The organism is Pelomonas baiyunensis (assembly GCF_043555935.1).
GTDB lineage: Bacteria > Pseudomonadota > Gammaproteobacteria > Burkholderiales > Burkholderiaceae_C > Pelomonas > Pelomonas baiyunensis.
Window position 1 is genome coordinate 433,714 of record NZ_JBIGIB010000003.1, and the last position, 18,976, is coordinate 452,689.

The 18,976-nt window shown below is 69.1% G+C and carries 19 protein-coding genes; 13 read left to right on the plus strand and 6 right to left on the minus strand.

Features of this window, described 5'->3' with window-relative positions; all coding sequences use genetic code 11:
• Positions 1–46: 46 nt before the first annotated feature.
• Positions 47–3,589 carry an indolepyruvate ferredoxin oxidoreductase family protein gene (locus tag ACG01O_RS12445; RefSeq protein WP_394384991.1) on the plus strand — a complete coding sequence of 1,181 codons (3,543 nt, stop codon included), beginning with the start codon at positions 47–49 and terminating at the stop codon, positions 3,587–3,589.
• Positions 3,590–3,666: 77 nt separating this feature from the next.
• Here ACG01O_RS12445 and ACG01O_RS12450 read toward each other — a convergent pair whose 3' ends face one another.
• The gene (locus tag ACG01O_RS12450; RefSeq protein WP_394384993.1) at positions 3,667–4,176 is read right to left on the minus strand and encodes a YybH family protein; all 510 of its coding nucleotides are present in this window, start codon (positions 4,174–4,176) and stop codon (positions 3,667–3,669) included.
• Positions 4,177–4,388: 212 nt separating this feature from the next.
• Between ACG01O_RS12450 and ACG01O_RS12455 the strand changes: the two genes are divergently transcribed.
• From ACG01O_RS12455 to ACG01O_RS12490, 8 genes are all read left to right on the plus strand, one after another.
• Positions 4,389–5,249: a DMT family transporter gene (locus tag ACG01O_RS12455; protein WP_394385648.1), complete on the plus strand. Its 861-nt coding sequence runs from the start codon at positions 4,389–4,391 to the stop codon at positions 5,247–5,249.
• Positions 5,250–5,345: 96 nt separating this feature from the next.
• Complete coding sequence (locus ACG01O_RS12460) at positions 5,346–5,888, plus strand: cytochrome b (protein ID WP_394384995.1); 543 nt, start codon at positions 5,346–5,348, stop codon at positions 5,886–5,888.
• Positions 5,889–5,907: 19 nt separating this feature from the next.
• Complete coding sequence (locus tag ACG01O_RS12465) at positions 5,908–6,441, plus strand: YceI family protein (RefSeq protein WP_394384997.1); 534 nt, start codon at positions 5,908–5,910, stop codon at positions 6,439–6,441.
• A gap of 59 nt (positions 6,442–6,500) precedes the next feature.
• Complete coding sequence (locus tag ACG01O_RS12470; RefSeq protein WP_394384999.1) at positions 6,501–7,067, plus strand: YceI family protein; 567 nt, start codon at positions 6,501–6,503, stop codon at positions 7,065–7,067.
• Between the two features lie 261 nt (positions 7,068–7,328).
• Positions 7,329–8,801: a sensor histidine kinase gene (locus tag ACG01O_RS12475; RefSeq protein WP_394385001.1), complete on the plus strand. Its 1,473-nt coding sequence runs from the start codon at positions 7,329–7,331 to the stop codon at positions 8,799–8,801.
• Positions 8,798–9,190, plus strand: coding sequence for a hypothetical protein (locus tag ACG01O_RS12480; RefSeq protein WP_394385003.1), 393 nt, complete (start codon positions 8,798–8,800; stop codon positions 9,188–9,190). The genes ACG01O_RS12475 and ACG01O_RS12480 overlap by 4 nt, the downstream gene beginning before the upstream one ends.
• 59 nt (positions 9,191–9,249) lie before the next feature.
• Entirely contained in the window at positions 9,250–10,089 is an 840-nt protein-coding gene (locus ACG01O_RS12485) for a LytR/AlgR family response regulator transcription factor (protein WP_394385005.1), read from the plus strand.
• Positions 10,090–10,175: 86 nt separating this feature from the next.
• A complete protein-coding gene (locus ACG01O_RS12490) occupies positions 10,176–11,192 on the plus strand; it encodes a bile acid:sodium symporter family protein (protein ID WP_394385007.1) in 1,017 nt (338 codons plus the stop codon).
• A gap of 4 nt (positions 11,193–11,196) precedes the next feature.
• On the opposite strand, the gene ACG01O_RS12495 is transcribed toward ACG01O_RS12490, so the two are convergent.
• Both ACG01O_RS12495 and soxR read right to left on the minus strand, forming a co-directional pair.
• Complete coding sequence (locus ACG01O_RS12495; RefSeq protein WP_394385009.1) at positions 11,197–11,973, minus strand: ferredoxin--NADP reductase; 777 nt, start codon at positions 11,971–11,973, stop codon at positions 11,197–11,199.
• Positions 11,974–12,062: 89 nt separating this feature from the next.
• Positions 12,063–12,497, minus strand: coding sequence for a redox-sensitive transcriptional activator SoxR (gene soxR, locus ACG01O_RS12500; RefSeq protein WP_394385011.1), 435 nt, complete (start codon positions 12,495–12,497; stop codon positions 12,063–12,065).
• A 71-nt stretch (positions 12,498–12,568) separates the two neighbouring features.
• On the opposite strand from soxR, the gene ACG01O_RS12505 reads away from it, so the two are divergent.
• Genes ACG01O_RS12505 through ACG01O_RS12520 form a run of 4 tightly spaced genes read left to right on the plus strand, consistent with a single transcriptional unit; the run spans position 12,569 to position 14,965 of the window.
• Complete coding sequence (locus ACG01O_RS12505; RefSeq protein ID WP_394385013.1) at positions 12,569–13,609, plus strand: questin oxidase family protein; 1,041 nt, start codon at positions 12,569–12,571, stop codon at positions 13,607–13,609.
• A gap of 46 nt (positions 13,610–13,655) precedes the next feature.
• A complete protein-coding gene (locus tag ACG01O_RS12510) occupies positions 13,656–14,222 on the plus strand; it encodes a helix-turn-helix domain-containing protein (protein ID WP_394385015.1) in 567 nt (188 codons plus the stop codon).
• On the plus strand, positions 14,219–14,737 hold the full coding sequence (locus ACG01O_RS12515) for a GNAT family N-acetyltransferase (RefSeq protein WP_394385017.1): 519 nt from the start codon (positions 14,219–14,221) through the stop codon (positions 14,735–14,737). Before ACG01O_RS12510 ends, ACG01O_RS12515 begins: the two co-directional genes overlap by 4 nt.
• Before the next feature lie 15 nt (positions 14,738–14,752).
• Positions 14,753–14,965 (plus strand): hypothetical protein, encoded by a 213-nt coding sequence (locus ACG01O_RS12520; protein WP_394385018.1) that lies wholly within the window; start codon positions 14,753–14,755, stop codon positions 14,963–14,965.
• Positions 14,966–14,977: 12 nt separating this feature from the next.
• On the opposite strand, the gene ACG01O_RS12525 is transcribed toward ACG01O_RS12520, so the two are convergent.
• The 3 genes from ACG01O_RS12525 to ACG01O_RS12535 form a co-directional block, all read right to left on the minus strand.
• Positions 14,978–17,287 (minus strand): ATP-binding protein, encoded by a 2,310-nt coding sequence (locus ACG01O_RS12525; protein WP_394385020.1) that lies wholly within the window; start codon positions 17,285–17,287, stop codon positions 14,978–14,980.
• 326 nt (positions 17,288–17,613) lie between these two features.
• Positions 17,614–17,898 (minus strand): BTH_I0359 family protein, encoded by a 285-nt coding sequence (locus tag ACG01O_RS12530; protein WP_394385022.1) that lies wholly within the window; start codon positions 17,896–17,898, stop codon positions 17,614–17,616.
• Between the two features lie 123 nt (positions 17,899–18,021).
• Entirely contained in the window at positions 18,022–18,957 is a 936-nt protein-coding gene (locus ACG01O_RS12535) for a DUF3108 domain-containing protein (RefSeq protein ID WP_394385024.1), read from the minus strand.
• Positions 18,958–18,976 lie beyond the last annotated feature (19 nt).

Consider the following 18,976-nt stretch of genomic DNA (forward strand, 5'->3'; position numbering starts at 1 on the left):
CACAAGGGTGGCCCGCGCCGGCTCCCCCGATTCAGGAGCACCCCCGATGAACGCCCCGCTGCCCGACCACATCCTGCGCGCCCTCCAAACGGTCACGCTGGATGACAAATACGCCCTCGACACCGGGCGTGCCTTCATGAGCGGCGTGCAAGCGCTGGTGCGCTTGCCCATGTTGCAACGCACACGCGATGCGATGGCGGGGCTGAACACGGCGGGCTTCATCAGCGGCTACCGCGGCTCGCCGCTGGGCGGGTACGACCAGGCCCTGTTTGCCGCCAAGAAGCACCTGGCCAAGCAGAACATCGTGTTCCAGCCGGGCGTGAACGAGGAACTCGGCGCGACGGCCGTGTGGGGCACGCAGCAACTGGACCTCTTCCCCGAGAAGGCCAAGTTCGACGGCGTCTTCGGCCTCTGGTACGGCAAGGGCCCGGGCGTGGACCGCTGCATCGACGTGTTCAAGCACGCCAACATGGCCGGCACCTCCAAGCACGGCGGCGTGATCGCCATCGCGGGTGACGACCACATCGCCAAGAGCTCTACCGCGGCCCACCAGAGCGACCACGTGTTCAAGGCGGTCGGCTTCCCGACCTTCTTCCCGAGCAGCGTCCAGGACATCCTGGACATGGGCCTGCACGCCTTCGCCATGAGCCGCTTCTCCGGCCTGTGGGCGGGCATGAAGACCATCCAGGAAATCGTCGAGTCGTCGGCCAGCATCAGCGTGGACCCGGACCGCGTGAACATCGTGCTGCCGGAAGACTTCGTCGTGCCCGAGGGCGGCCTGCACATCCGCTGGCCCGATCCGCCGCTGGAGCAAGAGTCGCGGATGATGAATTTCAAGTGGTACGCGGCGCTGGCCTACATCCGCGCCAACCGCCTGAACTACAACGTCATCGAAGGCCCGAACGACCGCTTCGGCATCATCACCAGCGGCAAGGCCTACAACGACACCCGCCAGGCGCTGCACGACCTGGGCCTGGACGACGACACCTGCCGCCGCCTGGGTATCCGCCTGCACAAGGTCAACGTGGTGTGGCCGCTGGAGGCGCAGGTGGCGCGCGAGTTCGCCAAGGGCCTGCAGGAAATTCTGGTGGTGGAAGAGAAGCGCCAGATCATCGAGTACCAGGTCAAGGAAGAGCTCTACAACTGGCGCTCGGACGTGCGGCCCAACGTGCTGGGCAAGTTCGACGCGGGTGACGGCGAGGGCGGCGAGTGGAGCGTGCCCAACCCGAGCGACCACTGGCTGCTGCGCCCGCAGGCCGACCTCACGCCGGCCATCATCGCCCGCGCCATCAGCAAGCGCCTGAAGCGCCTGGGCGTGGACGCCGACATCGTGGCCCGCCTGGACGCCCGCATGGCCATCATCGACGCCAAGGAGGCGTCGCTGAAGGCCGAGGAAAAGACGGCCGGTGGCGCCGACCGCACGCCCTGGTTCTGCTCGGGCTGCCCGCACAACACCAGCACCCGCGTGCCCGACGGCTCGCGCGCGGTGGGCGGCATCGGCTGCCACTACATGGTGACCTGGATGCCCGGCCGCAACACGGCCACCTTCACGCAGATGGGCGGCGAGGGCGTGCCTTGGGTGGGCCAGGCGCCGTTCACGAACGAGAAGCACATCTTCAGCAACCTCGGTGACGGCACCTACTTCCACAGCGGCAGCCTGGCCATCCGCCAGAGCATCGCCGCGGGCGTGAACATCACCTACAAGATCCTCTACAACGACGCCGTCGCCATGACCGGCGGCCAGCAGGTGGGCGAGCGCCCCGAGGGCCACACCGTCATCCAGATCATGAACAGCGTGATCTCGGAAGGCGTGAAGAAGCTGGTCATCGTGACCGACGAGCCCGCCAAGTACACGGGCGTGGCCCTGGCCCCGGGCGTCACGGTGCACCACCGCGACGAGCTCGACGAGATCCAGCGCCAGTTCCGCGAGATCGAGGGCGTCACGGCCATCATCTACGACCAGACCTGCGCCACCGAGAAGCGCCGCCGCCGCAAGCGCGGCAAGCTGGTGGACCCGGCCAAGCGCGTGGTCATCAACGAGCTGGTGTGCGAAGGCTGCGGCGATTGCTCGGTGCAGTCCAACTGCCTGTCCATCGAGCCGCTGGAGACCGACTTCGGCCGCAAGCGCCAGATCAACCAGAACACCTGCAACAAGGACTTCTCCTGCGTGAAGGGCTTCTGCCCCAGCTTCGTCACCGTGGAAGGCGGTGAGCTGAAGAAGCCCAAGAAGGACAGCCGCAAGAGCCCCTTCGACGCGAGCCTGGGCGCGCTGCCGCGGCCGGTGATCCCGAACGCGGAAAGCGCGTGGGGCATCGTCGTGGCCGGCGTGGGCGGCACGGGCGTCATCACCATCGGCCAGCTGCTGGGCATGGCGGCGCACCTGGAAGGCAAGGGCGTCATCACGCAAGACGCGGCGGGCCTGGCCCAGAAGGGCGGCGCCACCTGGAGCCACATCCAGATCGCCAACACGCCGGAAGCCATCCACTGCACCAAGGTCGGCACGGCCGAGGCCGACCTCGTCATCGCCTGCGACGCCATCGTGGCCGCCAACAAGGCGACTCTCGCCGTGATGCGCGAAGGCCGCACCTTCGTCGCGCTGAACACGCACGGTTCGCCCACCGCCACGCTGGTGAACAACCCCGACTGGACCTTCCCCGGCACCGCCTGCGAGCAGGCCCTGGGCAAGGCCGTGGGCGCCGGGCACCTTGGCGCGTTCGATGCCGAAGACGTGGCCGTCAAGCTGGTGGGCGACTCGCTGTACACCAACCCGCTGATGCTGGGCTACGCGTGGCAGCAGGGCCGCATCCCGCTGAGCTACGACGCGCTGATGCGCGCCATCGAACTCAACGGCGTGCAGATCGACAACAACAAGGCCGCCTTCGAGTGGGGCCGCCGCTGCGCGCACGACCTCAAGGCCGTGCAGGCCCTGTTCGCGGCCCAGGCGGTGATCCAGCTCGTCAAGCGCCAGAGCCTGGACGAGATGCTGGCCCAGCGCGTGGAGTTCCTGACGGGCTACCAGAACGCCGCCTACGCGGCCGAGTACCAGGCCTTCGTCGAGAAGGTGCGCGCGGCGGAAACCAAGCTCGGCACCAAGACGACGCTGACTGAAGCCGTGGCCCGCTACCTGTTCAAGCTCATGGCCTACAAGGACGAGTACGAGGTGGCCCGCCTGCACACCGATGCGGCCTTCACCGCCAAGATCGCCAGCCAGTTCGAGGGCAACTACAAGCTGGTGCACCACCTGGCCCCGCCGCTGCTGGCCAAGACCAACGCCAAGGGCGAACTGGTCAAGCGCCCGTTCGGCAGCTGGATCCGCCCGGCCTTTGGCCTGCTGGCCAAGATGAAGGGCCTGCGTGGCACGGCGTTCGACGTGTTCGGCCACACCGAAGAGCGCAAGATGGAGCGCCGCTGGATTGCCGACTACCGCGCCGGCGTGGAGAAGGCGCTGGCCCGCCTGACGGCCGAGTCGTTGCCCACGGCGATCGAGTTGGCCCGCGTGCCGGAAGAGATTCGCGGCTATGGCCACGTGAAGGCCCGCCACGAGAAGGCCGCCAAGGCCAAGTGGGACGCGCTGATCGCGAAGGTCTGACGTGGCCGGGCGCCGCGCGCCCGCCCTTGCATCGCCCCACCCGCCGGCTTGTCGCCGGTGCGTGGGGCGGTTTCTTTTCAGGGCCGCCGCGTGAGGTGCTGCAACACGATCAGCCAGCGCCCGTCGATGCGCTGGTAGGCCAGGCTGTAGCGCACAGCTTGTGGGTTCGGGGCCGCGGTGGCGCCGTCGACGTCGAACTCGCATTCGCCCGAGCGCACGGCCGTGTCGCCGAAGAACTGCAGGTTGCCCATCACCCAGCGCATCCGCGCGGTGGGGCGGCGGGCCATCTCGTCGAAGAACTCCGGCACCGCCTCGCCGCCCTGCGGCACGGCCACGTATTCGTCGTCGGTGATCAGCGCGCCAGGGGCGTACAGCGGCTTCAGCTGCGCGGGGTCGCGGGCGTTGTAGGCGTCTTGCCAGGCCTGCAGCGCGCGCATCAGGTCGGCCCGGCAGTCACTGTCCGGCGCGTCGCACGGGCGCGGGGGCGACACCACCACGGTGCGTGTGGCGCAGCCGCTGCCCAGCAGCGCCGTCGACAGGCTGAGGGCGATCACCCATGCCGTGCGACGCGGCAATAACGAAACCATGGCTGGAACCTCCTGAGGCGGTGCCGGCATTTCACGCGATCACGCGGGCGCCCCGCACGCGGGAAAACGCGGCGGTGCGGCGGTCGGGATTTGGCGGCTCGTCACACGACGGCCCGCTTCGCGGCACACGCAGCCGCGCCGGCCTAGACTGGCTGCATGCAGTTTCTCTCCTCGGTCCGGTGACCCCGCGCCCCCTCTGGTCCGGCCTGGTGATGGCGATGCTGGGCGCCGTCGGGTTCTCGGGCAAGGCCATCATCGTCAAGCTGGCCTACCGCTACGGCGTGGATGCCGTCACGCTGCTGATGTGGCGCATGTTGCTGGCCTTGCCGTTCTTTCTGGCGCTGGCCTGGTGGGCCGGGCGCGGGCAGCCGGCGCTGACGCGGCGGGACTGGCGCGACATCGCGGTGCTGGGCTTCACCGGCTACTACCTGGCCAGTTACCTGGACTTTGCCGGCCTGGCCTACATCTCGGCCAGCCTGGAGCGGCTCATCCTGTACCTCAACCCCACGCTGGTGCTGCTGATCTCGGTGGTGTGCTTCCACCACCGGCTGCAGGCGCGCCAGGTGCTGGCCATGGCGGTGAGCTATGCGGGCGTGGTGGCGGTGTTCGCGCACGAGTTGCACTTCGACGGCGCCAACACTGCGCTGGGCGCGGCGCTGGTGTTCGGCAGTGCGGTGAGTTACGCCATCTACCTGGCCCTCAGCGGCCGTGTGGTGCAGCGCCTGGGCGCGCTGCGCCTCACGGGCCTGGCCAGCAGCGTGGCCGGGGCGTTGTGCGTCGCGCAATTCCTGGTGTGGCGCCCGTTGGACGCGGCCTGGGTGCCGGCCCCGGTGATGGCGCTGTCGCTGCTCAACGCCACGGCCTGCACGGTGGCGCCGGTGTTGATGGTGATGCTGGCGATTGCGCGCATCGGGGCGCCGCTGTCGTCGCAGGTGGGCATGGTGGGCCCCATGAGCACGCTGCTGATGGGCTACCTCATCCTGGGCGAACCGCTGAATGGCTGGATCGCGGTGGGCACGGTGCTGGTGCTGTCCGGCGTGTTTCTGGTGGGCCGCGGGCGCGCGGCTCGATGAACGGGATTGACCCCAGCCCCGGGTCGCTGTTCAAAATCGCTGAACATTGGCATCAAGGCCCATGAACCGCCCCGGGCCGCACCCCGCACACACTCCATGTCCATGAACCGCCCTGACCGCTACACCCCCGTCGCCATCGTCCTGCACTGGCTGCTGGCCCTGGCCATCGTCGGCGCCTTCGGCGTGGGGCTGTACATGACCGAGCTGCCGTTCTCGCCGACGCGGGTCAAGCTCTACAACTGGCACAAGTGGGCGGGTGTCACCATCCTGGCGCTGTCGGCGCTGCGCCTGCTGTGGCGCCTGACGCACCGGCCGCCGGCTGACTTGCCCATGCCCGCGTGGCAGGCGCGCGTGGCCCACGGCGTGCATGTGCTGCTGTACCTCGTGTTCTTCGCGGTGCCGCTGACCGGTTGGGCCATGAGCTCGGCCAAGGGCTACCCCATCGTGTGGTTCGGCGTGCTGCCGCTGCCCGACTTCGTGCCCAAGCACGAGGGCCTGGCCGAAGTGATGGAAGAAGCCCACGAGCTGCTGGCCTGGGGCCTGGCCCTGCTGGTGCTGGCCCACGTGGCCGGCGCGCTCAAACACCATTTCGTCGACCGCGACGGGCTGCTGGCCCGCATGTCGCTGCGTCGTTCCTGAACCCACCCTGGAGTTCCCCATGACCCGATTCCTCGCGGCCCTGAGCCTGGCCGTGGCTCTGCTGCCGGCCCGCGCGGCCACGCTGCAGGCCGACAAGAGCGACCTGGCCTTCACCTTCAAGCAAATGGGCGTGCCGCTGGACGGCAAGTTCAAGAAGTTCGACGCCCAGTTGGACTTCGACACCAAGAAGCCCGAGGCCGGCAAGATCAGCTTCAGCGTGGACCTGGGCAGCGTGTCGCTGGGCGACCCGAGCTACGACAAGGAACTGGCCGCCGCCACCTGGTTCGACACCAAGCGCAACGGCCGCGCCACCTTCGTGTCCAGCAGCATCAAGCCCACCGGCGCGGGCAAGTACGACGTGGCCGGCAAGCTCACCATCAAGGGCAACAGCCACGACGTGGTGGTGCCCATCACGCTGGCCGCCGGCGTGGCCAGCGGCAGCGTGGCCATCAAGCGGCTGGATTTCAAGATCGGTGACGGCGAATGGGCCGACACCTCCATCGTCGCCAACGACGTGACCGTCAAGTTCAAGCTGGCGTTCTCGGGTCTGTGACCCGGCACCGGCCTGCCACCCCCCGTTTGTTCCTCACCCCACCCCTGGAGACCCTCCCCATGAAGAAAGCCCTGCTGCTGACCGCCCTGCTCGCCGCCGTTGGTGCTGCGCAGGCCCAAAGCGCCACCTACGCCCTGGAGCCCACGCACACCACCGTGTTCTTCGAGGCCAAGCACTTCGGCACCAGCACCAACCGCGGCCGCTGGGACAAGAAGGAAGGCACCATCGTCTACGACAAGGCCGCCAAGACCGGCAAGGTCGACGTGACGCTGGACATGAACTCCATCTCCACCGGCGTGGGCCCGTTCGACGGCCACCTCAAGAGCAAGGACTTCTTCGCCGCCGCCGAGTTCCCCACCGCCAAGTTCGTGGGCGACAAGTTCAACTTCAACGGCGACAAGCTGGTCAGCGTCAGCGGCGAGCTGACCCTGCGCGGCAAGACCAACCCGGTCACGCTCACCGCCAACGGCTTCAACTGCTACGACAACCCCATGCTCAAGCGTGAGGTGTGCGGTGGCGACTTCGAAACCACCATCCAGCGCAGCCAGTGGGGCATCACCTACGGCGTGCCGGGCATCCCGGACAGCGTGCGCATCGTGATCCAGATCGAAGCCGTCAAGCAGTAAGCGGCCGGCCTCGCGCCTGGCCTTGTGCTCGGCGTACCGCCCCCGAAAGCCCGCCTCTGGCGGGCTTTTTCGTGCGCGCTGGCTGGCGATCCGTGATCTATTGCCGCCTGCGCCGGCAGCCCCCGGGCCGACCCTGCGGTGGCCCGATGCGGCCTGTCGCCCCCCCATGCAGTTCGTCACCCGGCTCGGCCAGCGCGTCGCCTGCGCCGCGCCCGGGGCGCCGGCCCTGCGTACAGTGGGCTCCAACGACGAAAAACGGCCATGAGCACCTCCTTCACCCCCAGCCCCCAGCAAAAGCTCTGGATCGAGCGCTGGCAGCGCTTTGCCAGCACCGTGGTGCGCTACTTCCACCTGTACGCCGGCTGGCTGGTCACCATCAGCTGGCGGCGGTTTGCGCTGCTGTCGGTGGCGCTGCTGATCGGCGTGAACGTGCTCAAGGACCTGCCACCCTTCACCTGGAAGATCTCGGAGCAGATCGAGGAACCCGACCGCAAGACCCAGCGCCGCCAGGCCAAGCTGGAGGCTGACGCCAAGAAGGCCGCCGAGCAGGCCCGCAAGGCCGTGGACAAGGCCGCCGAGAAGATCGCCCGCAAGGCCGGGGGCGACTCCGGCGTGCACTACGAGGTGAAGGTGGACGAGCGCGGCATCCGCATCGTGCCGGTGCGCCCGGCGGGTGCGGCCAGTGCAGCCCCGGCCGAGGCACCCGATGTGCCGGGCGCCCCCGACGGCCCGGGCGAGCCGCCGTCGCCCCCGTCCATCCAGCTCGATTTCCCCAAGAGCGCCAAGCCCGAGGACATCCGCGCCGCCGTCGAGCAGGCCAAAGAGCAGATCGGCCAGCTCAAGCAGGAAACCGACGAGCTCAAGGAAGCCCAGCAAGCTGCCGAGGAAGCCCGCCAGGCGCTGGAAGAAGCCACCGCCGAGATGGGCAGCGCCGAAAGCCGCCGCCGCGTGACCGTGGTGCACGCCGGTGACTCGCTGATGGACCTGGCGGTGCTGTGGATCCTGGCGTCGGCCGTGATCAAGGCCATGTACAAGGGGCGCATCCAGGCCGAGGTGAAGGCCGCGCAGGCCGCCGAGAACGCCGAGAGCGAGGCCTTGAAGCGCCAGGTCGTCGAAGCCCGCATGGCCGCCATGCAGGCCCAGGTGGAGCCGCACTTCCTGTTCAACACGCTGGCCAGCATCGACCACCTGATCGAGGTCGACCCGCCCCGCGCCAGCCAGATGCAGAAGAACCTGATCGCGCTGCTGCGGGCCTCCATGCCCACCATGCGCGAGGCCAACGCCAACGGCGCGGTGCGCGACCTGGGCCGCGAGCTGGCGGTCATCCGCCCCTACCTCGAGATCCTGAAGATGCGCATGGAAGAGCGCCTGCAGACCGAGATCGACGTGCCCGAGGGCCTGATGTCGGCCGAGTTCCCGCCCATGATGATCCAGGGCCTGGTGGAGAACGCCATCAAGCACGGCCTGGAGCCCAAGGCCGAGGGTGGCTCGCTCAAGGTCAAGGCCGAGATCGTGCACGGCAAGCTGGCCGTCACCGTGGCCGACACGGGCCTGGGCTTCGGCCGCGCCGCCACCAGCGGCACCGGGGTGGGCCTGGCCAACATCCGCGAACGCCTGCAACTGCTGCATGGCCCCAAGGCCAGCGTCACCGTCACCGAGAACCAACCCTCGGGCACCGTGGTCACCATCACCGTGCCTTACCGCAGCCGCAACGACGAAGGAGCGTCAGCATGAAGACCCTGTTCAAGATCCTGTTCATCGGCACCGCGCTGATGGTGGTGATGGCGATGTTTGGCGGCTTTGCCCTGCTGAACCACCACGGCTCCGACATGCACATCGTGCTCAACGACGAGGAACTCTTCCTCGGCAGCAGCGACTTCGGCGACTGGCTGGGCGCCAGCATCGGGCTCTTCGTGGCCGGTGCGGTGTGCGTGGTGGTGGTGCCGCTGGTGTTCCTGCTGGGCGTGGCGCTGCCGCTGTTGATCGTGGGCGGCGTCATGGCCGTGGTGGTGGCCAGCCTGCTGGGCGTGGGCGCCGTGCTCGGCTCGCCGCTGATCCTGCTGTGCCTGCTGGCTTTCATCGTGCTGCGCAACCGCAGCCGGGCCCAGGCGCCTCGCGCCTGAGTCCCCCTCGCGTTTGACTCGGGTCTGCCCGCCTCGCGCTTGAACTAGCATCGCCGGCCATGAACACCGCCACCCCCATCCGTGCCGTTCTGGCCGACGACGAACGCCTGATGCGCGAGCAACTGCGCAGCCGCCTCACCGAGGTGTGGCCCGAGTTGCAGATCGTGGCCGAGGCCAAGAACGGCCTCGAGGCCGTGGAGCTCACCAAGGAGCACAAGCCCGACCTCGTGTTCCTGGACATCCGCATGCCCGGCCTCACCGGCGTGGAAGCCGCCCGCCAGATCGCCCAGCTGCCGGGCGACCTGCCGGACGACGACGACTGGGCCGTGCCCGAGATCGTGTTCATCACCGCGTACGACCAGTACGCCGTGGAAGCCTTCGAGCAGGGTGTGGCCGACTACGTGCTCAAGCCCGCCGAGCGGGACCGCCTGCAGCTGACCGTGGCCCGCATCAAAAAGCGCCTGGCCCAGCGCGAGGCCCCCACGTCGGACTTCAGCGACAGCGCGCCCGCGCCGCTGCAGCAGCTGCTGCACAAGCTGGCCGGCCAGATGAACCCGGCCGGTGCCGCGCCGCAGTACCTGCAGTGGATCCAGGCCAGCGTGGGCCAGGCCATCCAGATGATTCCGGTGGAGGACGTGCTGTTCTTCATCAGCGACGAGAAATACACCCGCGTGCAGACGGCCAAGCTCGAGGCGCTCATCCGCAAGCCCATCAAGGAGCTGGTGGACGAGCTGGACCCGCAGCTGTTTTGGCAAATCCACCGCTCCACGCTGGTGAACGCCCGGGCCATCGACGGCATCACGCGCGACTTCCGCGGCCGCCAGCTCGTGGGCGTGAAGGGCCTGACCGAAAAGCTCGAAGTCAGCCGCAGCTACACGCACCTGTTCAAGGGTATGTAAAGCCGCCGCCGCATGGGGCGTGGTGAGCGGGCCTCAGCGCCCGCGCGGTGCATGATGTGGGGCTTCGTTCGCATCGACTCCGCCCCATGACCCGCCCCGCCTGGCTGCCTGACAACTTCGTGCTTTCCTTGCTGGGCGTGGTGGGCCTGGCCTTGTTGCTGCCGGTGCAAGGGCAGGGCGTGCCGGTGCTGGATGCGCTCACGCAGGCGGCGGTGGCGCTGCTGTTCTTCCTGCACGGCAGCAAGCTCTCGCGCCGCGTGGTCTGGGAGGGGCTGCTGCACTGGCGGCTGCATGCGCTGGTGTTTGCCGCCACGTTTGTGCTGTTCCCGGTGCTGGGCCTGTTGCTGCGGCCCTGGCTGGAGCCGCTGGTGGGGCACACGCTCTACCTGGGCGTGCTGTTCATCTGCGCGCTGCCGTCCACGGTGCAGTCGTCCATCGCCTTCACGTCAGTGGCGCGCGGCAACGTGGCCGCGGCGCTGTGCAGCGCGTCCACCTCCAACATCCTCGGCATGGCCGTCACGCCGCTGCTGATGGCGGCCCTGGCGCAGTGGGCGGGCGGCGCGGCCGATGCCGGCGCGGTGAAGCTGAGCTGGCACACCTTCGAGGGCATCGTGTTCACGCTGCTGCTGCCCTTCGTGGCGGGCCAGGTGCTGCAGGGCTGGACGGGCGGCTGGGTGGCCCGCCACAAGGCGTGGATCCGCATGTCGGACCAGGGCACCATCTTGCTGGTGGTGTACGGCGCGTTCAGCGCGGCCACGGTGCAGGGGCTGTACCGGCAGCTCCCGCCGCTCACGCTGCTGGCGCTGGTGGGCATCAGCGCGCTGCTGCTGGCCCTCGTCATGCCGCTGCTGACGGTGCTGAGCCGGGTGCTGGGCTTCTCGCGCGAGGACGAGATCGCCATCGTGTTCTGCGGCTCCAAGAAGACCCTGGCCAGTGGCGTGCCCATGGCCCAGATTCTTTTTGCCGGGCAGGCCGTGGGCCTGCTGGTGCTGCCGCTGATGGTGTTCCACCAGCTGCAGCTCATGGTGTGCGCGCCGCTGGCGCGGCACTATGCAGATCGGCCGGCCGACGCGGGGGCGCCGCCGGCCACCCGCTCGACCTGACGGATCACTGCTCGACGAAAGCGCGTTCGATCACGTAGTCGCCCGGCGTCGTGGTGCTGCCTTCCTTGAAGTTGCGCAGCTCCAGCATCTGCTTCATGTCCTTCAGCAGCGCGGGGCTGCCGCACAGCATGATGCGGTCGTTCTCGGGGTTCAGCGGCGGCAGGCCCAGGTCGGCTTGCAGCTTGCCGGTCTGGATCAGGTCGGTGATGCGGCCCATGTTCTTGTACGACTCGCGGGTCACCGTCGGGTAGTACAGCAGCTGCTGGCTGGCGTATTCGCCCAGGAACTCGTGCTTGGGCAGGTCCACGGTGAGGTGGTCGTGGTAGGCCAGCTCGGCCACTTCGCGCACGCCGTGCACGATGATGACCTTCTCAAAGCGCTCGTACGTTTCCGGGTCGCGCACGATGCTGATGAACGGCGCCAGGCCCGTGCCGCTGCCCAGCAGGTACAGGTTCTTGCCCGGCAGCAGGTAGTCGATCAGCAGCGTGCCCGTGGGCTTGCGGCCGACGATGATCTTGTCGCCCGGCTTGATGTGCTGCAGCTTGGAGGTCAGCGGGCCGTCCGGCACCTTGATGCTCAGGAACTCCAGGTTCTCTTCGTAGTTCGCGCTGACGATGGAGTACGCCCGCAGCAGCGGCTTGCCGTTGTCGCCCTTCAGGCCAATCATCGTGAAATGACCGTTGGAAAAACGCAGGGCCTGGTCACGTGTCGTGGTGAAGCTGAACAGGCGGTCAGTCCAGTGATGGACGGTCAGGACGGTCTCTTCGTTGAAGGCACTCATGGGCGCTCGCTGAGGTTCGGGTGACGGGTTAACCCGACATTTTCGCCGGGAATCGAAAGGCGGCTGTCGCCCAAGGTTCAAGCTTCAGGTCAACGCTCGGTTTCGATGCGCAGAAGCCTGGGCCCGGGGCCGGTGGCGCGGGCCTCGTCCTGCGGGTTGTACAGGGCGCACGCCTTCAGCGACAGGCAGCCGCAGCCGATGCAACTCGTCAGCTGCCCGCGCAGCTTTTGCAGCGCGGCGATGCGTGCGTCCAGCAGCGGTGCCCAGGCGGCCGACAGCCGGGCCCAATCGGCCTTGGTCGGGGTTCGACTGTCCGGCAGCGTGGCCAGGGCCGCCTTGATCTGCGGCAAGCTCAGGCCCACCGCCTGCGCTGCGCGAATGAACGCCACCCGCCGCAACGCATGCCGCGGGTACTGCCGGTGCCCGCCCGCGCTGCGGCTGCCGGCCAGCAGCCCCTCAGCCTCGTAAAACCGCAAGGCGCTGGCCGCCACGCCCGCGCGCCGAGCCAGCTGGCCGATCGTCATCGGGGCAGCGCTTGACTTCAAGTTCACTTCAACTTCGACCATGGCGCCATGTTCCCATGAACGGACTCGCCATGCACCTGAACACTGCCACGCCAGACGCCCCCCGCGGCATTCCGCACGCCCCTTACCGGTTGGCCACCCCAGCCACCCGGCCCCAACTGCACCGCCTGCTGGACGCCGGCCAAGCCTGGTCGGCCACCTACGGCGGCCGCATGAGCAACCACCTGCCCATGGCGCAGCAGGCCCTGCTGGAACTGGGCGCCTCGGCCGAGCAACTGCAAGCCTTCACCGAGGCCCACGAGACCGTGCTGGAACCCCGGGCCGCCGAGCCGCCGGCGCGCATCGTGCTCGCGCGCGACCTGGGCCGCCCGGCCAGCGATGCCGCCTGGCGCGCGCACTTCACCGCACGCATGGCCGTGGCCGGCACGCCCACAGCACTGCGTGAAGCCCTGGCCCTGCTGCTGCCCGGCGCGGGCACCATCGCCTTTCATGGCCTGATCCGCACCGGCCACGCCGTGCTGGCCGGGCACGACGCCGAACTGGCCGCCGGCCTGGCGCACTGGGCCTCGCACTTCATGCCCCTGCCGGTGCTGCCGGCCGAGGAGCCGCTGCCTTGGCCTGACGCGCTGCAGGCCTTGCAGCAACTGCCCCGCCCGGCAGACGTGACCGGCCGCTTCATCGCCTGCCGCATGGAGGCCTGGGGTGCTGTGCCGGGCTTTGCGGCGGCTGCGGCGCGCCTGCCTGCCGGGCCTGACGCCTTGCGTGACCTGGCCCTGCTGGCGGCGCGCACCTACGCGGCCACCGGCAACTTCACGGTGCTGCACCTGCTCACCGCCTGCCATGCGCTCGCCGTGCTGGAGCCCTGGTGGCCCACGCCCGCCTTGGCGCCTGGTTTTGTGGTGGCCGCTGCGGCCGGTCTGCTGGCCAGCGGCGCCACGCCCGCCCTGGTGCTGGATACGCCGCCCACCCGCCCCTGGCCCACCCTCATCTCGGCCGCCTGCGCGCAGCACGATGCCCACGTCATCAAGCTCACCCACGCCGCCTGGCGCCTGGGCCGCCGCTGGCCCGACCCCGCCTGGCGCCGGGCCGTGGAGCGAGCCATTCCAGTTTGATGGAGAAGTTGTCCATAAAACCGGAAATTCCAGTAAGCTGGCGCCCATGGACCTCACCGAACGCATCGGCCGGCGCCTGCACGCGCTGCGCACCCAGGCCGGCCTGTCGCTGGACGCCCTCGCCCACAAAAGTGGCGTCAGCCGCTCCAACATCTCGCTGATCGAGCGCGGCCAAAGCAGCCCCACCGCCGTGGTGCTGGACAAGCTCTCGTCAGCGCTGGGCGTCAGCGTGGCCACGCTGTTTGAAGCCGGTGAAAGTGCGGCGCCGCCGTCGCCCCTGGCCCGCGTGGCCGATCAACCCGTGTGGAGCGACCCGGCCTCCGGCTACCGGCGCCGCAACGTGTCGCCCCCGGGCGTGTCGCCACTGCAACTCGTGGATGTGATCTTTCCGCCAGGGCAGCGCGTGCAGTTTGAAACCTCCGCCCGCGATGCCGACATCCACCAACTCGTCTGGATGATCGACGGCAGCATGGACATCACCCACGGCACCACCCAGTGGCAACTCGCCGCCGGTGACTGCCTGGCCGTGCGGCTGGACGCGCCCATCACCTTCCACAACCCCGGCCCCCGCGCCGCCCGCTACGCCGTGGCCCTGACCGGAGCCCGCGCATGACAGCCATCCGAGAACTCAACGGCGCCGAGGCCCTGGCCCGCGTGCCCGAACTGGCCGAGGTGCTGCGCGATTGCGTGGAGGGCGGCGCCTCGGTCGGCTTCATGCTGCCATTGGCCGAGGGGCGGCCGGAGGCCTTCTGGCGCAAGGTCGCGGCCGGCGTGGCCGCTGGTGAGCGCCACCTGTTCGTGGCGGAAGATGCCGCCGGCCGCCTCTGCGGCACGCTGTCCCTCGTCATCGACCTGCCGGACAACCAGCCCCACCGGGCCGATGTGTCCAAGATGCTCGTCCACCGCCGCGCCCGCCGCCAGGGCGTGGCCGAGCGGCTGCTGCGCGCGCTGGAGGTCAAGGCGCGTGAACTGGGCAAAACGACGTTGGTGCTGGACACCGTGACCGGCAGCGACGCGTCACGGCTCTACGAGCGGCTGGGGTGGCAGCGCGCCGGCGACATTCCGACCTACGCGCTGATGCCGGACGGCGAGCCGTGTTCGACGACGTATTACTTCAGGCTGTTGTGAGAGACGATGGGGGCCATGAAACCGGCGGGGTCATCGCGCTGGCACGCACTGGCAATCTTTTGGGTCGCAGTGTTGGCCTTTGCTGCCTTATTCGCCTGGTGGACCGGGATGTCCTTTTGGATTTCCGGCCTGATCTGGGTGGCGGCGATCGCAGTCAACGGCTTCGTTGCAGCCGTTGAAGACGGTGATTTCAGGCGCGACAAGACGCCGGACACCTCGGACGACTGACCCTCTGCGGATCTACCGAAACCCAATCCCCCGCCGCTCCCGCACCTCCGGCTTGGCCCGGTGCTCGCTCTCCAGCTGCGCCAGGAACTCATCCGGCGTGAAGGCTTCGCCCAGGATCTCGACCTGGTGACGCACGGCGGCGAAGTCGCCGTGGCTCAGGCAGTCCATGGCGGCCAGGCGTGAGCGCTGTTCGTCGGTCGGCACCGCGCCGGCCTCGCGTTCGAACATCGCGATGCGCTGCTCAGGCTTGAGCGCCTTGAAGCGGATCTTGAAGGCGAAGCGGCGCAGGGCGGCTTCGTCCAGGTCGTCGAAGAGGTTGGTGGTGCAGATGAACAGGCCGTTGAAGCGCTCCATGCCGGCCAGCATTTCGTTCACCTCGCTCACCTCGTAGTTCCGCTCGGCGTGCTTGCGGCTGCGCAGGAAGCTGTCGGCCTCGTCCAGCAGCAGCACGGCGCCTTCGGTTTGCGCGGCCTCGAACATCTTGGCCATGTTCTGCTCGGTCTCGCCGACGAACTTGCTGGCGATGTCGCTGGCGCGCTTGACCATCAGCGGCCGGCCCAGCGCTTGGGCGATGTGCTCGGCCAGCGCGGTCTTGCCGGTGCCGGGCGGGCCGTAGAAGCACAGCTGCCCGCGGCCGGTGCGGCGCAGGGCCTCGACGATGCGCGGAATCTCGAACCGGCTTTCGCAGTTCAGCAGGTCCAGCGTGTACTGGGTGACGCAGGGGCGGGCGAGGCTGGCGCCGTCGTCGCGGCCCAGGGCTTTGTCGGCGTTCAGCAGCTGGCGCTCGATCAGCTTTTCGGCGTCGGCCGGGTCGCCGGCCAGTTGGGCGAAGCGCACGGCGGTGCGGATCTGCGCGGGCGTCAGGCCCGGGCGCTCGGCCAGCTTGGCCACGAAGGCGTCGCTCACCGGCACATCGCCCAGCGCGCGCGACACCAGTCCGTGGCGCGCACCCGGCGGGGGCGACTTGAGTTCCAGGTGGTACTGGAAGCGCCGGCGGAAGGCGGGGTCGATCTGCTCGATGCGGTTGGTGACCCAGATCACCGGCACCGGGTTGGTTTCCAGGATCTGGTTCACCCAGGCCTTGCCGCTGACGGAGTTGCTCAAGCCGCCTTCGGCGCTGGCGTCCAGCCGGTTCAGCAGCGAGGCGGTGTCGCTGGACAGGGGCGGGAACACGTCTTCCACCTCGTCGAACAGCAGGGCCACGTTGGCGCTGGCTTTGAGGAACACCTGGCTGATCTGCAGCGAGCGGTAGCGGTCGCGCCCCGACAGGGAGTTGCCGTCGCGGTCGGCGTATTCCACCTCGTACAGGTCCAGCCCGGCGGCGGCGGCGGCCACCTTGGCCAGCTCGGTTTTGCCGGTGCCGGGCGGGCCGTAGAGCAGCACGTTCACGCCGGTGGCGTGGGTGGCCACCGCGCGGCGCAGCAGGCCTTGCAGCAGGCCCAGGTCGTCGCTGGCGAATTGGAAGTCCGAGGTGCTGAGGGTGCTGGGCGTGGCGGGCCGCGTGAACACGGCCATCAGGTCGTGCGGGCCCTGGTACTCGCGCATCAGCACCGGGGGCAGCTGGTCGCTGACCTTCATCAGGTCGGCCAGGTCGGTGATGTTGTGCTCGGAGATCAGGTTCTCCACCATGCCGATGCGTTCCAGCCGCGAGCCGGCGCGCAGCGCCTCGGCCACTTCGCGCTCGTCCACCCCGGCCACGGCGGCAATCGCTGCGAAGGCTTCCTGCGCGGTGTTCACCTTGAACTCCACCAGCGCACCGCGCAGTTCGCGCTGGTAGCGCGCCAGCGTGCCGTACAGCAGGATGGCGCGCTCGGCCGGATTCAGCTGCAGCAGCTGGCCCAGCGCGTCGATGTTTTTCTCCACCAGCGTGGACTCGCGCTTGAGCTGGCGGTCCAGGTGCTCGCAGGTGGTGGCCAGCAGGGCCATCATGTCCTTGGGCGCGTCCTTGACGTATTCGTCCAGGTAGAAGAACACGGTGGCTTCCGAGAACGGGCCGCTCCACTGGCCGAAGCGGGCCAGGAAGGCTTCGTCACTCAGCGCCTCATGGCCGCGCCACAGCTCGTTGCCGGCGCAGCGTTGCGTCAGGTAGGCGCGCAGGCGCTGCAGCACGCGGGCGGGCCACACCAGGTGGCGGCCGGTGAAGGAGAGCAGGCCGTTGAAATCGCGCCGCAGGTTGAACCGGCCGGCGTGCTTGACGGTCAGCGTCAGCACGAACTGCGAGCACATCCGGTCCAGCACCGGGGCACTGTCCAGCCCGGGCGAGGGCAGCACGCGCGCGGCGGACGCCCGGGGGGCTGTCTCTGCGGCAATTCGCTTCACCATCGATGGGCTCCTTGCGCGGTCGTCCGTGACCGGCGTTGACCCATCTTGTATCAGGCTTGGCGGCAGATCAATGCGACTTCTTGCGCGTTTACCGTCAATGCGCAAGGGCGAACCCGCTGTGCACCCGCCAAGGGTGAGGATGTGCCGGTCTGCGCCCTGGCGGCCTGTTTCAGCGGCAGGTGCGCCCGCTGGGGAAACGGGTTCGGGCGCCGACGGCCAAAGGTGGCCAGGCGCCCGAGGTGCCACTCAGCGTGTGGGCCGAGCGGTGTGGTGCGGTGTGTGGACGTCGAGAACCGGCGTGCGCTGCGGGGCGGGGCCGGTGGGCCTCAGTGCATCACCACCGGTTGCTGGCCCATCAGGGCGTAGGGCTCGATGAACGCGTCCAACTCGTCTTCCGACGGCTCGCCGTCATTGATCAGCGCTTGCACGCCTTGCTGGAACGATTCGGCCAGCGCGCCCTCGATGAAGATTTCCTTGCGGGCGAACTTGTCGACGATCTCGAACCCGCCGCGTTGCAGCTGCGGGCCTGACGCCACTGCGTGCACCTCGGCCGTGCTGGGCACGTCGAACTGGACGACGATGAAGCTGTCGGAGTTGTAGAGCATGTGCATGGTGTTCTCCTCGGGGCTTCAACTGCGGGTGAGGCTGGGGGTTTCAAGCCTCGCTCGGTACAGATACTGGCAGAAGCCCTGGCTGTTCGGGTCATCCCCGAGGCGTTCAACGTGTAGGAAGCGTCAGGAGTTCACAGCGTTGAGAACGATTTCGTAACCTCGCGTCTCCGGGTCGCCCTGGCGCAGCCGCACCGGCCAGTAGCCGCGTGCCGGGTCCAGCCACAGCTCCACGCCGGGGTCGCGCTCGCCCAGGGGCACGCGGCGCACGTGCAGGGTGCCGGCGTCGTCGGGGGCGGCGTCCACGGTTTCAAACACCCATTCGCGCAGCTCGCCGCGCAGGCCCGCCACCCACACCCGCCAGCGGCCGCCTGGGGCGGGGGCGGCCTGCACCAGGGCGGCCAGTTGCAGCCACCAGCTCAGGCGGTCTTGTGTGCCTTCGGGCAGGTCCAGGTGCGCCGGGCTGGCGGAAAAACTCACGCGGCGCTCATCGGTGTCGAAATTGATGGCCTGGCGGTCCTGTCCGCCCCGTTGCAGGGCAAAGCGCTCCGGTGCCAGGCCGGTGCTGCCGGTGCGGCCCAGGCTTTCCCAGGCGGGCAGGGTGCGTTCACCCACGCGGCGCGTCAGGCGCAGGGTGTAGCGGCCGTCGGCCTCGGGGCGCCAGTCCAGCACGGCCTCGCCGTCTTGGCCGCCCTGGCGCAGCCGGTATTGCCAGGCGGCGGGGCCGGCCAGGCGCAGCAGCGGTGTGGGGAGGGCGGCCGTGGGGGCCTCCACGGCGGGCTGGGGCGGGCGGCTGCTGTCGCGCGGCGACCTGCCCGGTGTGGCCTGCGGCGCCAGCGGCTCGGCGGGTTCCGGCAGGGCCACGGGTTGCTGCGGCAGCTGCGGCGGCGCCAACACCGCCACGCTCACCGCCCGGCTGGGTTGCGTCGGGTGGGTGCGTGGCAGGCCGGGCCACACCAGCCACCCATGCACCAGCGCACTGCCGGCCAGGGCGGCCCACGCCAGCCGGGGCAGCTTGGGCAGCCGGAGCGGGGTGAGAAGCGGTGTGAGCCGGGCGCGCATCGCACAATGCTGCCACTGC

What these genes read in the sequence shown, in the direction of transcription:
- ACG01O_RS12450 (WP_394384993.1), bottom strand. Translation starts at nt 4,176, where the DNA reads ATGGTTTCGTTATTGCCGCGTCGCACGGCATGGGTGATCGCCCTCAGC.
- ACG01O_RS12445 (WP_394384991.1), top strand. Translation starts at nt 47, where the DNA reads ATGAACGCCCCGCTGCCCGACCACATCCTGCGCGCCCTCCAAACGGTC.
- ACG01O_RS12525 (WP_394385020.1), bottom strand. Translation starts at nt 17,287, where the DNA reads ATGGTGAAGCGAATTGCCGCAGAGACAGCCCCCCGGGCGTCCGCCGCG.
- ACG01O_RS12535 (WP_394385024.1), bottom strand. Translation starts at nt 18,957, where the DNA reads ATGCGCGCCCGGCTCACACCGCTTCTCACCCCGCTCCGGCTGCCCAAG.
- ACG01O_RS12530 (WP_394385022.1), bottom strand. Translation starts at nt 17,898, where the DNA reads ATGCACATGCTCTACAACTCCGACAGCTTCATCGTCGTCCAGTTCGAC.
- ACG01O_RS12515 (WP_394385017.1), top strand. Translation starts at nt 14,219, where the DNA reads ATGACAGCCATCCGAGAACTCAACGGCGCCGAGGCCCTGGCCCGCGTG.
- ACG01O_RS12485 (WP_394385005.1), top strand. Translation starts at nt 9,250, where the DNA reads ATGAACACCGCCACCCCCATCCGTGCCGTTCTGGCCGACGACGAACGC.
- ACG01O_RS12495 (WP_394385009.1), bottom strand. Translation starts at nt 11,973, where the DNA reads ATGAGTGCCTTCAACGAAGAGACCGTCCTGACCGTCCATCACTGGACT.
- ACG01O_RS12480 (WP_394385003.1), top strand. Translation starts at nt 8,798, where the DNA reads ATGAAGACCCTGTTCAAGATCCTGTTCATCGGCACCGCGCTGATGGTG.
- ACG01O_RS12510 (WP_394385015.1), top strand. Translation starts at nt 13,656, where the DNA reads ATGGACCTCACCGAACGCATCGGCCGGCGCCTGCACGCGCTGCGCACC.
- ACG01O_RS12505 (WP_394385013.1), top strand. Translation starts at nt 12,569, where the DNA reads ATGCACCTGAACACTGCCACGCCAGACGCCCCCCGCGGCATTCCGCAC.
- ACG01O_RS12520 (WP_394385018.1), top strand. Translation starts at nt 14,753, where the DNA reads ATGAAACCGGCGGGGTCATCGCGCTGGCACGCACTGGCAATCTTTTGG.
- soxR (WP_394385011.1), bottom strand. Translation starts at nt 12,497, where the DNA reads ATGACGATCGGCCAGCTGGCTCGGCGCGCGGGCGTGGCGGCCAGCGCC.
- ACG01O_RS12470 (WP_394384999.1), top strand. Translation starts at nt 6,501, where the DNA reads ATGAAGAAAGCCCTGCTGCTGACCGCCCTGCTCGCCGCCGTTGGTGCT.
- ACG01O_RS12455 (WP_394385648.1), top strand. Translation starts at nt 4,389, where the DNA reads ATGGCGATGCTGGGCGCCGTCGGGTTCTCGGGCAAGGCCATCATCGTC.
- ACG01O_RS12465 (WP_394384997.1), top strand. Translation starts at nt 5,908, where the DNA reads ATGACCCGATTCCTCGCGGCCCTGAGCCTGGCCGTGGCTCTGCTGCCG.
- ACG01O_RS12460 (WP_394384995.1), top strand. Translation starts at nt 5,346, where the DNA reads ATGTCCATGAACCGCCCTGACCGCTACACCCCCGTCGCCATCGTCCTG.
- ACG01O_RS12490 (WP_394385007.1), top strand. Translation starts at nt 10,176, where the DNA reads ATGACCCGCCCCGCCTGGCTGCCTGACAACTTCGTGCTTTCCTTGCTG.
- ACG01O_RS12475 (WP_394385001.1), top strand. Translation starts at nt 7,329, where the DNA reads ATGAGCACCTCCTTCACCCCCAGCCCCCAGCAAAAGCTCTGGATCGAG.